General features: G+C 56.8%; 11 protein-coding genes. 6 read left to right on the top strand and 5 right to left on the bottom strand.

Annotated features, from left to right (window positions below):
- Position 1: 1 nt before the first annotated feature.
- Entirely contained in the window at positions 2-703 is a 702-nt protein-coding gene (locus ACP7BE_RS03990; protein ID WP_095000260.1) for a response regulator transcription factor, read from the bottom strand.
- Between the two features lie 170 nt (positions 704-873).
- Here ACP7BE_RS03990 and ACP7BE_RS03985 point away from each other — a divergent pair, with 170 nt between their 5' ends.
- Genes ACP7BE_RS03985 through ACP7BE_RS03975 form a run of 3 tightly spaced genes read left to right on the top strand, consistent with a single transcriptional unit; the run spans position 874 to position 5,820 of the window.
- Positions 874-2,028, top strand: coding sequence for an efflux RND transporter periplasmic adaptor subunit (locus ACP7BE_RS03985; RefSeq protein WP_095000261.1), 1,155 nt, complete (start codon positions 874-876; stop codon positions 2,026-2,028).
- 2 nt (positions 2,029-2,030) lie between these two features.
- Positions 2,031-5,132: an efflux RND transporter permease subunit gene (locus tag ACP7BE_RS03980; RefSeq protein WP_095000262.1), complete on the top strand. Its 3,102-nt coding sequence runs from the start codon at positions 2,031-2,033 to the stop codon at positions 5,130-5,132.
- A gap of 52 nt (positions 5,133-5,184) precedes the next feature.
- Positions 5,185-5,820 carry a DUF1345 domain-containing protein gene (locus ACP7BE_RS03975; RefSeq protein ID WP_095000263.1) on the top strand — a complete coding sequence of 212 codons (636 nt, stop codon included), beginning with the start codon at positions 5,185-5,187 and terminating at the stop codon, positions 5,818-5,820.
- 57 nt (positions 5,821-5,877) lie between these two features.
- On the opposite strand, the gene hppD is transcribed toward ACP7BE_RS03975, so the two are convergent.
- Positions 5,878-6,954: a 4-hydroxyphenylpyruvate dioxygenase gene (hppD, locus tag ACP7BE_RS03970; protein WP_095000264.1), complete on the bottom strand. Its 1,077-nt coding sequence runs from the start codon at positions 6,952-6,954 to the stop codon at positions 5,878-5,880.
- A 337-nt stretch (positions 6,955-7,291) separates the two neighbouring features.
- On the opposite strand from hppD, the gene ACP7BE_RS03965 reads away from it, so the two are divergent.
- From ACP7BE_RS03965 to gloA, 3 genes are all read left to right on the top strand, one after another.
- On the top strand, positions 7,292-8,839 hold the full coding sequence (locus ACP7BE_RS03965; RefSeq protein ID WP_095000265.1) for an EAL domain-containing protein: 1,548 nt from the start codon (positions 7,292-7,294) through the stop codon (positions 8,837-8,839).
- Between the two features lie 243 nt (positions 8,840-9,082).
- Positions 9,083-9,442 carry a histone-like nucleoid-structuring protein, MvaT/MvaU family gene (locus ACP7BE_RS03960; protein ID WP_095019215.1) on the top strand — a complete coding sequence of 120 codons (360 nt, stop codon included), beginning with the start codon at positions 9,083-9,085 and terminating at the stop codon, positions 9,440-9,442.
- 541 nt (positions 9,443-9,983) lie between these two features.
- Positions 9,984-10,505: a lactoylglutathione lyase gene (gene gloA, locus ACP7BE_RS03955; protein ID WP_095019190.1), complete on the top strand. Its 522-nt coding sequence runs from the start codon at positions 9,984-9,986 to the stop codon at positions 10,503-10,505.
- A gap of 56 nt (positions 10,506-10,561) precedes the next feature.
- Here gloA and ahpF read toward each other — a convergent pair whose 3' ends face one another.
- The 3 genes from ahpF to ACP7BE_RS03940 all read right to left on the bottom strand — a co-directional run bounded on the left by ahpF (position 10,562) and on the right by ACP7BE_RS03940 (position 13,926).
- Positions 10,562-12,124 carry an alkyl hydroperoxide reductase subunit F gene (gene ahpF, locus ACP7BE_RS03950; RefSeq protein ID WP_095032323.1) on the bottom strand — a complete coding sequence of 521 codons (1,563 nt, stop codon included), beginning with the start codon at positions 12,122-12,124 and terminating at the stop codon, positions 10,562-10,564.
- Positions 12,125-12,251: 127 nt separating this feature from the next.
- On the bottom strand, positions 12,252-12,815 hold the full coding sequence (ahpC, locus tag ACP7BE_RS03945) for an alkyl hydroperoxide reductase subunit C (RefSeq protein WP_016780891.1): 564 nt from the start codon (positions 12,813-12,815) through the stop codon (positions 12,252-12,254).
- A gap of 172 nt (positions 12,816-12,987) precedes the next feature.
- On the bottom strand, positions 12,988-13,926 hold the full coding sequence (locus tag ACP7BE_RS03940) for a site-specific integrase (RefSeq protein WP_095000268.1): 939 nt from the start codon (positions 13,924-13,926) through the stop codon (positions 12,988-12,990).
- Positions 13,927-14,045: the final 119 nt, after the last annotated feature.

Raw genomic sequence — 14,045 nt, 5'->3', positions numbered from 1 at the left:
TTCAGCATTCCCATTCCGAGCGACTGAACAGGTAGCCCTTGCCCCATACGGTCTTGATCTTGCGCGCTTCGCCGGCGCAGTCATCGAACTTGCGCCGCAGCTTGGAAATGGCCACATCGACCGAGCGATCAGTACCGTTGAACTCAATGCCACGCAGACGCTGCAGAATCTGGTCACGGCTCAGCACTTCGCCGGCATGCCGGGCCAGCACCACCAGCAGGTTGTACTCGCCGCTGGACAACTCGATCATCTGCCCGCGCCAACTGACGGTGCGTTCCGACAGGTCGATGCACAGGTTGCCGATAACGATACGGTCACTGGCTACTTGCGGCTCGGCCAGGCTGCTGCGACGCAAAAGAGTGCGTACCCGGGCCAACAACACCCGTGGCTCGCAAGGTTTTGTCACATAATCGTCGGCCCCCATCTCTAGCCCCAGCACCTGATCATGGCTATCGTCGCGGGCTGTCAACATCAGGATCGGCAGGCTTGCTGACTCGGTACGGAGCAAACGGCAGACTTGCAGGCCATCAAGGCCTGGCAACATCAGGTCAAGAATGACCAGGTCAGGCGGGTTGCTTCTCGCCCTGTCACAGACTTGATCACCTCGGGCAATCACGCTGACTTGATAGCCATTGCGCTCCAGATAGCTGGCAATCAGCTCCGAAAGTGCGGCATCGTCTTCGACCAGCAAAATAGTGGGCATAATAACTGCTTACAACCGGGGGAAACCCGAAGGATATACAACCTGGCAGGGATAGCCGCATAACCTTCACACTTTTTCACACTCCCTCTACATAGCTTCACAACGCCCCTTGCGTGCTGCGCTTAGCATGCCAAACAGAAACATCCCGCATATTTCAGAAGGCACGATCGTTGAAAAAGCTCTTCGCCCCTCTATTTCTCACGGCCCTGGCCCTGGCCATCAGTGCCTGTGACAAAAGTCCGGTCGCTGAAACCCGACCTCCTTTGGCCAAAGTGCGCAGCGAAGTCATCGCAACGGCGCCGCTGTCGGTCAATAACGAATTGAGCGGGCGCGTGGTCGCCCCGCGCGTGGCGCAAGTCAGTGCCCGTGTTGCAGGCGTGGTGCTCAAGCGCGTGTACATCGAAGGCAGTGAAGTCAAACAGGGCGACGTGCTGTTTTTGATCGACCCTGCACCGTTTCAGGCCGATCTGGACAGTGCTCAGGCAGCATTGCGCAAATCCGAGGCAGTGGCCCTGCAGGCAAAACTGCAGGACCAGCGGTATGCCGAGCTGATCGGCATCAATGCCATCAGCCGCCAGGATCATGACAACGCGCGGGCAGCGGCCCAACAGGCCAACGCCGATGTGGCTGCCAACAAGGCCGCGGTCCAGCGGGCAAAGCTGAACCTGGGCTATGCCACTGTGACCGCGCCGATTTCCGGGCGCATTGGCCGGGCGCTGGTTACCGAAGGTGCACTGGTTGGCCAGGGCGAGGTCACGCCAATGGCGCGCATCCAGCAACTGAACCCAATCCATGTCGACCTCACCCAGTCCACCCGCGACCTGGACAACCTGCGTGAAGCTTTCCGCGCTGGCGAATTGCAACAAGTTGGCAAGCAACAGGCCAGGGCCACCCTGATTCGTGACAATGGCAGTCTCTACCCGTTGCCGGGCAAGCTGCTGTTCACCGACGTCACCGTGGACCCGAGCACCGGGCAGATCATTCTGCGCAGCGAGTTCCCCAACCCGGACTACGACCTGTTGCCCGGCAGCTTTGTGCGGGTACGTCTGGAGCAGGCCGTCAACAAGGAAGGCATCAGCGTGCCGCAACGGGCAATCCTGCGCGACAGCGCCGGCATCGCCCAGGTGCTGCTGATCGATGCCGACAACCGCGTGCAGCTGCAACCGGTACAACTGGGCGGCGCGCAGAATGATCGCTGGGCCGTAACGTCGGGGCTCAAGGCCGGTGACCGGATTGTCACTGAAGGCTTGCAACACGCCCGCCCGGGCGAACAAGTACAAATAGATGACCCGACACTTCCTCTCGCACACTCCACGGATCGGTGAGCATGCCGCAGTTCTTTATCGACCGCCCGGTCTTTGCCTGGGTCGTTGCGTTGTTCATTATGCTGGCGGGGGCTTTGGCCATCCCGCAGCTGCCCGTCGCCAAATACCCCGATGTGGCACCGCCGCAGGTCGAGGTGTACGCGATTTATCCCGGCGCCTCGGCACAAACCCTGGACGAAAGCGTAGTCAGCCTGATCGAGCAGGAGCTCAACGGTACCGACGGCCTGCTCTATTTCGAATCCCAAAGCAGCCTGGGCAGTGCCAGCATTACCGCGACGTTCAAGCCCGGCACTGACCCGGAAATGGCCCAGGTGGATGTCCAGAACCGCCTTAAAGCGGTGGAGTCACGCCTGCCCCAGGCGGTTATCCAGCAAGGCTTGCAGGTGGAGAAGATCTCCTCGGGCTTTCTTATGCTGGTGACCCTGACCGCCGACAGCACCAGCACGCTGGACGAGGTCGCGCTAAGCGACTACCTGGCGCGCAACGTGATGAACGAGGTCAAGCGTATCGACGGCGTCGGCAAGGCCCAGCTGTATGGTGCCGAGCGGGCCATGCGCATCTGGATCGACCCGCAGAAGCTGATCGGTTTCAACCTGACCCCGGCGGATGTCAACCAGGCCATTGCCAGCCAGAACGCCCAGGTATCGGCAGGCAGCATCGGCGACTTGCCGGGGCGTTCCACCCAGGAAATCACCGCCACGGTACTGGTCAAGGGCCAGCTCTCAACCCCGCAAGAGTTTGCCGATATTGTCCTGCGTGCCAACCCGGACGGTTCAACCGTGCGCGTCAGCGATGTGGCCCGGGTTGAGATCGGCAGCCAGGAATACCAGTACGGCACCCGCTTGAACGGCAAGTCGGCCAGCGCCTTCAGCGTCAAGCTCGCCCCGGAAGCCAACGCGCTGAATACCGGCAACCTGATTCGCGCCAAGATGGACGAGCTCAGCCGCTACTTCCCGGCCGGTGTCGAGTACACCATCCCCTATGACACCACACCCTTTGTCAAAGTCTCGATTACCAAGGTCATCTACACCCTGGTCGAAGCCATGGTGCTGGTGTTTCTGGTGATGTACCTGTTCTTGCAGAACATCCGCTACACCCTGATCCCGACCCTGGTGGTGCCGGTGGCGCTGATGGGCACGTTCGCCACGATGCTGGTGCTGGGGTTCTCGATCAACGTCCTGACCATGTTCGGCATGGTGCTGGCCATCGGTATTCTGGTGGACGATGCCATTGTAGTGGTGGAGAACGTCGAGCGGATCATGGTCAGCGAGGGGTTGTCGCCCCGCGAGGCCACACGCAAGGCGATGACCCAGATCAGCGGCGCGATTGTCGGCATCACCCTGGTGCTGGTGGCGGTGTTTATTCCGATGGCATTCATGCCGGGCTCGGTGGGGGTTATTTACCAGCAGTTCTCGCTGTCGATGGCGACCTCGATTCTGTTCTCGGCATTTCTGGCCCTGTCATTGACCCCGGCGCTGTGCGCAACCCTGCTCAAGCCGATCGCCAAGGGCGAGCATCACGCCAAGGGCGGGTTTTTTGGCTGGTTCAACCGCAAGTTCGAGCACCTGAGCGCAGGTTATGAAAACTGGGTGGTGCATCTGATCAAGCGCAGCGGCCGCTATCTGCTGCTATATGGTGCTTTGCTGGTGGTTCTGGTGTTGTGCTTTGCGCGCCTGCCCTCGTCTTTTTTACCGGTCGAGGATCAGGGTTACATCATCACCGATATCCAGTTGCCACCCGGTGCCAGCCAGAACCGCACGATCAACGTGGTCGAGCAGATCGAGGCCCATAACGCCAGCGAGACCGGCGTGGGCAACACCACGATGATTCTGGGTTTCAGCTTCTCAGGCAGCGGGCAAAACGCGGCACTGGCCTTCACCACCCTGAAGGACTGGTCGCAACGCGGCGCCAAGGACTCGGCGTCTGCCATCGCCGATCGGGCCAACGCTGCTTTCAGTGAAATCAAGGACGCGATTGCCTTTGCCATCTTGCCACCCCCGGTCAGCGGCCTGGGTACGTCCAGTGGTTTTGAGTTCCGCCTGCAAGACCGCGGCGGGGTCGGTTATGACGCCTTGATGCAAGCCCGCAGCGAACTGCTGGCACTGGCGGAAAAAAGCCCGGTGCTGGCCAATGTCCGCGAAGAAGCACTGGCAGAGAGCCCGCAAGTGCAGCTGGAGGTCGATCGCAAGCGCGCCAATGCGCTGGGCATCTCCTTCGCAGACATCGGCGCAGTGCTGTCTACCGCCGTAGGGTCGGCCTATATCAACGACTTTCCGAACCAGGGGCGCATGCAGCGGGTCGTGGTGCAGGCTGAAGGCGACCAGCGCAGCCAGGTCGAAGACTTGCTGAAAATCAATGTGCGCAACGACCAGGGCAAGATGGTACCGCTCTCGGCCTTTGTCGAGGCCCGCTGGATCCAGGGGCCATCGCAGTTGACCCGCTACAATGGTTACCCGGCGATCAGCATCTCCGGCGAGTCGGCTGCCGGCCACAGCACCGGCGAGGCGATGGTAGAAGTGCAGCGTCTGGTCGACCAGTTGCCTGCAGGTCTGGGTCTGGAATGGACCGGCCTGTCCTTGCAGGAGCAGGTTTCCGGGGCGCAGGCACCGGTTCTGCTGGCCTTGTCGCTGCTGATCGTGTTCCTGTGCCTGGCAGCGTTGTACGAGAGCTGGTCGATACCGACTGCGGTGTTGCTCGTAGTGCCACTGGGCGTCCTGGGCGCCGTGCTGGCAGTCACGCTGCGCGGGATGCCCAATGACGTATTCTTCAAAGTAGGCCTGATTACGATTATTGGTTTGTCCGCGAAGAACGCCATCTTGATCATCGAGTTTGCCAAGACGCTGTACGACGAAGGCCATGATCTGGTGGACGCTACCGTGCAAGCCGCCCGCCTTCGTCTACGGCCGATTGTCATGACATCGCTGGCGTTTATCCTCGGTGTAGTGCCACTGGCCATTGCCACGGGGGCCAGCTCGGCCAGCCAGCAGGCCATCGGTACGGGGGTGATTGGCGGCATGATCGTCGCCACCCTGGCAGTGGTATTTGTGCCAGTGTTCTTCGTTGTTGTAATGAAACTGACAAGAAGTAAACCTCGTCAGCGTTAAGCCAGCGCGCTGCGTGCTAAGGTGCTGTATTAACTGGTAACAGGGATTGTTTATGCCGCACCTTGCCCGCACCCATCCTCGCCTTACTGTCGCCACCCTGATCGGGGTGGCAGTAGGCATCTTTGCTCCAGCCTCCACTCTGACCAGCAAATTCCTGCTGGGCTGGAATGCCGGTGTCTGGCTGTATCTGGCAATGACGCTCTGGCTGGTGATCCGTTCCAAAGCCAGTGACGTGAAAAGTACAGCCGAAGTGGAAGATGAAAACGCCAGTATGGTGTTGATCACCGTGTGCATTGCTTCGATTGCCAGTCTGGCTGCCGTTACCCTTGAACTGTCAGGCAGCAAGCTCAGCGATGACGATCGCCTGATGCATTACGGTTTTACCGGGCTGACGGTGGTGGGTTCGTGGTTGATGATCGGGGTGATTTTCAGCCTGCATTACGCGAGACTGTTCTATAACAACGAAGGAACCGAGCCGGCGTTGCGCTTCCCTGAAGGGGAACTGAACCCGGACTACTGGGACTTTATGTACTTCTCTTTCACCCTCAGTGTTGCGGTACAAACAGCTGATGTGAGTATCGCTACCCGAGAAATGCGCAAGGCGGTGCTGGGGCATTCACTGCTGGGGTTTTTGTTCAACACGGCCGTGCTGGGGTTTTCGATCAATATTGCGGCGGGATTGTTTTAACCGGGCAGTTCAAAGCCCCTCTCCCTTTGGGAGAGGGGCTTTTAGTCAGCAACTCTGTTAGTCAGCGCTCAATACGCCACGACGTACCTGGTCGCGCTCGATGGATTCGAACAACGCTTTAAAGTTGCCCTCACCAAAACCGTCATCACCCTTACGCTGAATAAACTCAAAGAACACCGGCCCCATCAGGGTTTCCGAGAAGATCTGCAGCAGCAGACGCTTGTCATCCGAGTCAGAGGAACCGTCCAGCAATATGCCACGCGATTGCAGGGCTTCAACCGGCTCGCCGTGATTCGGCAGACGCCCTTCCAGCATTTCGTAGTAGGTCTCAGGCGGTGCCGTCATAAAGCGCATGCCGATTTTTTTCAGGGCGTCCCAGGTCTTGATCAAGTCATCGCTGAGGAAAGCCACGTGCTGAATGCCTTCGCCATTGAACTGCATCAGGAATTCTTCGATCTGGCCTGCGCCCTTGGACGACTCTTCGTTCAAGGGAATGCGGATCATGCCGTCCGGAGCGGTCATGGCCTTGGAGGTCAGGCCGGTGTATTCGCCCTTGATGTCGAAATAACGAATTTCACGGAAGTTGAACAGCTTCTCATAGAAGTTGGCCCAGTAAGCCATACGCCCGCGATACACGTTATGGGTCAGGTGATCGATGATCTTGAGCCCGGCACCTACCGGGTGGCGGTCTACACCTTCGATAAAGACAAAGTCGATATCGTAAATCGAACTGCCTTCACCGTAGCGATCAATCAGATACAGCGGCGCGCCGCCAATGCCTTTAATGGCTGGCAGGTTCAGCTCCATTGGCCCTGTAGGGATATGCACTGGTTGTGCGCCAAGTTCCAGCGCGCGGTTGTAGGCTTGTTGCGCATTGCGCACGCGAAAAGCCATGCCACAAACCGAAGGGCCGTGTTCCGCCGCAAAGTAGGAGGCGACACTGTGTGGCTCATTGTTGAGGATCAGATTGATATCGCCCTGGCGATACAAGTGCACGTCCTTGGAGCGATGGGTTGCTACCTTGGTGAAGCCCATGATTTCAAATACAGGCTCAAGGGTATTGGGTACAGGGGACGCGAATTCGATGAATTCAAAGCCCATCAGGCCCATCGGGTTTTCGTATAGATCAGCCATTTTTGGCGCCTCATCATGGTCATTTTTAGAATTAACAGAGGTTATTTGCTAAGAATGCGGATGCTGGCAGGAGGCGCACAGGAGATCCCGCGTACACTGCGCGCGAGAAAATCACCGTAGATCAATTGCAACCCGAATCGCTTCATTTCGATCCATCTCTTACGCGGTAGGGCTTCTGCTCGCAGAAGTCGTTATTCTTGTATGCGTAAGCCGATTCTACATGGCGTAATCATATTTGTCCTACGCCATATGAAATTGCCCTGTGTGCGGCGCATGCCTTTACTATTGTTCTGTCAGTTTGCACCCAAGCCATCTCCACGCGTTACCAGGATCCTGCATGCCACTCACTCTGAAGCTGAGCCGAAAATGGACTGATCGCTACGCCCTGATTGTACTTAGCGGCTTGTTGCCAGTAGTACTGGGGGTTCTGATCATTGTCTGGCAGGCCAACCGGTCACTCAAACAGGAGACCACACAAACCGCCCAAGAGGCAGTGCGTCAGTTTGACTTGATGCTGGACAATGCAAAGCTTGCTGCCGATGTCGTCCTGCCGCTGGCAGGCCAGGACTGCGAGCACGTTGAACTGGCCTTGCGCGATCAGGTCACGCGCCGACCCTTCGTGCGCTCGGTTAACCTGGTGTGGGACAACCAGATTTACTGCACTTCTTTATTTGGCAATTTCAAAGAAGCCGTAACCCCCGAAAACTATGCGGGTGGTGTGTTGTGGCTGATGCCAGGCACGCTGGTGACACCCAATGACCCCGTCCTGGTTTATCGGCAAAACCAGGAAAAGCGCGGCGTGCTGATCAGTCTGTACGGTTTTCATCTGGTTAACGTTTTAGGGCTGATCAATCAGAAAACCCAATTATTGATAGAAGTTGGCGATGTATGGATTGATCGCTATGGCCTGGTGCGCAACACACCGTCACCTCATCTGCCCGTTGCTCAAGCAACAGTACCTTCAACTGATTACCCCTACCGCGTAGTCGCCGGGTTTAATGAGGGTGAAGTCTGGCGCTATGTCGCCTCGCAATACCCGGGCTTGATGGCTTTATTTATGTTCCTCGGGGTTATTTCTGCGGCGACAGTTCATCAACTCAAAAAACGCGCCACCTCCCCCACCCATGAACTGCAGCGAGCCCTGGACGCTGCCGAATTTATTCCTTACTTGCAGCCGGTTGTAAGGGGCGACACCAAACAATGGGCCGGCGCCGAAGTATTGATGCGCTGGCAACACCCCAAAGAAGGGCTGGTTCGTCCCGATCTGTTTATCCCGTTCGCAGAACATTCGGGATTGATTGTGCCGATGACGCGCTCGCTGATGGAACAAACCGCACTCTTGCTGGCCCCTCATGCCAATAGCATGGAGCGCGGGTTTCACCTGGCATTCAATATTACCGCTCATCATTGCCAGAATCTCGAGTTGGTAGAGGACTGCCGGCGCTTTCTCGAAGCGTTCCCGCCAGGGCATATCAATCTTGTACTGGAACTTACCGAGCGCGAGTTGATCGTACCGAGCACCACAACCCATCAATTGTTTAGCCAGTTGCACGCACTGGGGGTCATGATTGCCATTGATGATTTTGGCACCGGCCATTCCAGCTTGAGTTACTTGCGCGAGTTCAACGTTGATTACTTGAAAATCGATCAGAGCTTTGTCGCCATGATCGGCGCCGATGCATTGTCCGGGCATATTCTGGAGAGCATTATTGAACTAAGCGCCAAGCTGGACCTGGGCATTGTCGCCGAAGGCGTAGAAACACAAGAGCAAAGCCAGTACCTGGCCGACCATGGGGTTGATTTTTTGCAGGGCTATTTATTTGCCCGGCCAATGCAACCGGTCGACTTTATCCGGGCTTTGCAGGCGCAGTTAACGACCACTTAATAATAAACAGCCGTGCAGTTTAAAAACTTTTTTCAAACTGCCCCGCGCGGGACTTGGCAGCACAAGAATTAACAACTACAATTTTTTTGTCGCGACACGAACTTTAAATGATTGCATCAACAGGCGTGCCGACCAGGAGCAACCCCCTTGGACGCACGCACTGTAAATCTTGTGCATTCCAAACCAAACATCATTAATTCGCCTCGGTCACGTACCACCGAAGCTGTGAATGGAGTAATGACTTTGTCTAGACTTGCTGAGTTTCGCGCTGCTGAAAAAGCGCTACAAGAACAGCTGGCTCAATTGGAAGCCTTGAAAAATGATGCCGGACTTAAAAAAGAAATCGAGTTCGAAGAAAAACTTCAAGCCTTGATGAAAACCTACGGTAAAAATCTTCGGGACATCATCGCCATCCTTGACCCCAACCCTGCGGCGTCAAAAGGGGCATCTGCGCCCAAGCAGCGCAAGGCGCGGGTGCTTAAGGTCTATCAGAATCCGCACACCGGCGAGCTGATAGAAACCAAAGGCGGCAACCACCGCGGTTTGAAAGCCTGGAAAGAAGAATACGGCGCAGCCACCGTGGATACCTGGCTTCGTGCGTAAAGCCCGTGCACACTCTAAGCCCTGCCTGTGCAGGGCTTTTTTATCCGCACAACTTTTAAAGCTGTTTAACTAAAAGGTTCAACTTGATTCAACTTTGCTTAATCTTGGGCGGATGTTTAATGCACCACATGAAGGTGCCAGCCAGAAAAGGCACTGCCCGCTTCCGTCGTTGAATATGCCTGCATCAATAACTGCCCCGCCCGTGCGCCAACACTCAACTGACTACGGCTAAAACAGTAATACCGAGTAGGAAATATCCTGTTGTGACATCCATGCGTCCAAAAGACCGTGAACACGCCGGCGCTTCACAATTTTTTCACATCGCGGGTCACAGGATAGAGGCTGCTAAAGGACTAGCGCCCCATGCCCGCTTCGGCGGGCTTCTTTTTGCCCGTGATTTGCCCCGCAACCCAACTGCCTCCCTGCCGCAGACCGCTTGCGCCCTGAAAACGGGTTTGGCGCCAGACGTCACATTCCGTATCATTCGCCCATCACGCTCAACGTAGCGACCGATCACCTATGCCTTATTTTCGGAGGGTTCATGAGCCTGCAAGACCTGAACAACATTCCCGGCGTCACTGCTTCCCCGGATAGCGCTACGCACAACTTCGTTTTCAACCACACCATGCTGCGCGTCAAAAACATCGAGAAATCCCTGGATTTCTATACCCGCGTCCTGGGTTTCTCGCTGGTTGAGAAGCGCGACTTCCCTGAAGCCGAGTTCAGCCTGTACTTTCTGGCCCTGGTGGACAAGGCGCAGATCCCGGCAGACGACGCAGCCCGTACACTGTGGATGAAGTCCATCCCCGGCATCCTGGAGCTGACCCATAACCACGGTTCAGAAACCGATGACAGCGTGGTCTACCACAACGGCAACACCGACCCGCGCGGCTTTGGCCATATCTGCATTTCGGTACCGGATATTCGTGCTGCCTGCGAGCGCTTTGAAGCTCTGAATGTGGACTTCCAGAAGCGCCTGAACGATGGGCGCATGAAATCCCTGGCATTCGTCAAGGACCCGGACGGTTACTGGGTCGAAATCATCCAGCCACAACCGATGTAAAAATCGAACGAAAAAAAACCCCATGACTGCTCATGGGGTTTTTTGTTTGCGCCCGGTTATTCCGGCGCTGAAGAACGGATCAAGTGATCAAAGGCACTCAGTGAGGCTTTGGCGCCCTCGCCCACTGCAATCACGATCTGCTTGTATGGCACGGTGGTCACGTCACCGGCGGCAAAAATGCCGGGGATCGAGGTTTCACCGCGGGCATCGACAACGATCTCGCCGCGAGGCGAAAGCTCGACAGTACCCTTGAGCCAGTCAGTGTTTGGCAACAGGCCGATCTGTACAAAGATCCCTTCCAGTTCGACCGTATGAACTTCACCGGACTGACGATCCTTGTAGCGCAGGCCGTTCACTTTCTGGCCGTCACCGGTGACCTCGGTGGTCTGTGCATTGGTGATGACCTTCACGTTAGGCAAACTGTGCAGCTTGCGTTGCAACACGGCATCGGCACGCAGCTTGGTATCGAACTCGAGCAGGGTGACATGCGCCACAATACCCGCCAGGTCAATGGCTGCTTCGACGCCAGAGTTGCCGCCGCCGATTACCGCGACGCGCTTGCCCTTGAACAGCGGACCGTCGCAGTGCGGGCAGTAAGCCACGCCACGGCTACGGTATTCCTGCTCGCCGGGCACGTTCATTTCACGCCAGCGCGCACCGGTGGCCAGAATTACGGTCTTGGCCTTGAGCGAAGCGCCGCTGGCAAACTTCACCTCGTGCAACTCACCTGCCTTGCCGGCAATCAGCTTGTCGGCACGCTGCAGGTTCATGATATCGACGTCGTATTGCTTGACGTGCTCCTCAAGTGCAGTGGCGAGCTTTGGCCCTTCAGTTTCCTGAACCGAGATAAAGTTCTCGATGGCCATGGTGTCCAGCACCTGACCGCCGAAGCGCTCGGCAGCCACACCAGTACGGATGCCTTTGCGGGCAGCATAGATCGCCGCGGCAGCACCGGCCGGGCCGCCGCCGATCACCAGCACGTCAAAAGCATCCTTGGCGCTGATTTTTTCGGCCTGACGCTCAATTGCACTGGTGTCCAGCTTGCCCAGAATCTCTTCCAGGCCCATGCGGCCCTGACCAAAGTTGACACCGTTAAGGTAAACGCTGGGTACCGCCATCACTTGACGCTCGGTCACTTCGTCCTGGAACAGGGCACCGTCAATCGCCACATGGTGAATGTTCGGGTTAAGCACTGCCATCAGGTTCAGCGCCTGCACAACGTCAGGGCAGTTCTGGCAGGACAGCGAGAAATAGGTCTCGAAGTTGAACTCGCCTTTAAGGGAGCGAATCTGTTCAATTACTTCGGCACTGGCTTTCGATGGGTGGCCGCCTACTTGCAGCAAGGCCAACACCAGCGAAGTAAATTCGTGGCCCATCGGAATGCCTGCAAAACGCAGGCTGATATCGCCGCCCGGGCGGTTCAACGAGAACGAAGGCTTGCGCACATCGTTACCGTTATCCAGCAGGGTGATCATGCTGGAAAGGCTGGCGATTTCTTTTAACAGGTCATGCATTTCACGGGATTTCGCACCGTCGTCGAGAGAGGCAACAATCTCGATCGGCTGCGTGACCCGCTCCAGGTATGACTTCAACTGAGCTTTTAGATTGGCGTCCAACATACGGGCGATCTCCTTTGAACATGAATTTTTTACAAAAAAACGCCCGAGCGAATCTCGCCCGGGCGTTTTGAGGGCGATGCGGCTTACAACTCAGGTGCGGATCACCGCCCTTGGCTGGTTCACGGCCTTAGATCTTGCCGACCAGGTCCAGCGATGGAGCCAAGGTGGACTCACCTTCTTTCCATTTGGCAGGGCACACTTCGCCCGGGTGAGCAGCAACGTACTGAGCGGCCTTGATTTTGCGCAGCAGCTCGGAAGCGTCACGGCCAACACCGCCATCGTTCAGCTCGACGATCTTGATCTGACCTTCAGGGTTGATCACGAAAGTGCCGCGGTCAGCCAGGCCTGCTTCTTCGATCAGTACGTCGAAGTTGCGGGAGATGGTCAGCGTAGGGTCGCCGATCATGGTGTACTGGATTTTGCCGATGGCTGGCGAAGTGTTGTGCCAGGCAGCGTGGGCAAAGTGGGTGTCAGTCGACACGCTGTAGATTTCCACGCCGAGCTTCTTGAACTCTTCGTAGTTGTCAGCCAGGTCTTCCAGTTCGGTTGGGCAAACGAAGGTGAAGTCGGCTGGGTAGAAGAACACGACAGACCACTTGCCTTTCAGGTCAGCGTCCGACACTTCCACGAAGCTGCCGTTTTTGTAGGCAGTTGCTTTGAATGGTTTAACTTGGCTGTTGATGATAGGCATCGTTGACTCTCCGTCAGGGTTGAAAAGTTGATGGGGTGAATCCTAACAACAGATTTCGTATCTGGCTCATTGGCAAAGCTGATGCTGACGATTGGTTTTAGCTATTAGGCGTACCTATAAATAGCCGAAAACTAAATATGATCCACCTGAACAGGTTTCAACTTGATGTCGATCAGTTGCCGATGTTTTTTTGCGCGGTGATGCTCATCCCGGTAAACGGGGTGGCTTCAACATAGCGCATGGCTGACTTTATGTCTTTCCAGCCGACGTAATTCATCAGTGACTTCAAGTCCCAGCCACTTTGATGGGCCCATGTCGCAAAACCGCGACGCAGGGAGTGACTGGTGTATTGCTCGGCCGCAATGCCCGCACGCTCCAGCGCCTGGCGCAGCAACGGGATCACACTGTTGGCGTGCAAGCCCTCCTCCCCCAGGTTGCCCCAGCGATCGATTCCGCGGAACACCGGGCCGCGGACCAACGCTGCGGTATTGAGCCATTCGATATAGGCGCGCACCGGGCACAGTCGCAGCAGGGCCGGGGTCTGAAAGGTTTTGCCGAGGTTGTCGCGGTCACTTTTGCTGCGTGGCAGATACAAGGTAATACCAGCCCCCTCTACAGCCTGCACATGCTCGACTTGCAGGCGGCACAACTCATCACTGCGGAATCCGCGCCAGAAACCGAGCAGGATCAGGGCGGCGTCACGCCTTGCGCGCAGCAGCCCCGGCTGATCACCACTGGCTTGCGCCGCCAGGGCCTCAGCCTCCAACCACTCGACCACCTGTTCAAGATGCTGCAATTGCAGCGGTGCCGCCTGCTTCTCCTGCACGGGATGCAGTGCCCGAATGCCCTTGAATACCTTGCGCACCATCGGCGCCTTGGTCGGGTCGGCAAACCCCTGACTGTTGTGCCACTGGGCAATCGCTGACAGGCGCAGCTTGAGGGTGTTGATCGACAATTGCCCGGCATGAGCCACCAGATAACGCGCCACGCTATCGCTGGTGGCCGGCAGAAACCCGCCCCAGGTCACTTCGAAGTGCTCAATGGCCGCCCGATAACTGCGGCGGGTGTTGTCGCGGGTCGCGGCGTTCAGGTAGCGATCCAGCTCGCTCATGGGCAGTTCTCTTGTGTGGCGTACCGAAAACAGGCCTTAAAAGCAGTTTCAAGGCTCTGGCACGGGATAATACCAGTATATCCCGCCTTATTTTTCATTAAATAACATCAATAAAATGT

This window comes from Pseudomonas sp. TWR1-1-3 (assembly GCF_049896805.1).
GTDB classification, from domain to species: domain Bacteria; phylum Pseudomonadota; class Gammaproteobacteria; order Pseudomonadales; family Pseudomonadaceae; genus Aquipseudomonas; species Aquipseudomonas bubulae.
Note: the sequence above shows the minus strand (reverse complement) of the source record. Positions and strands in the feature narration are given on the sequence as shown.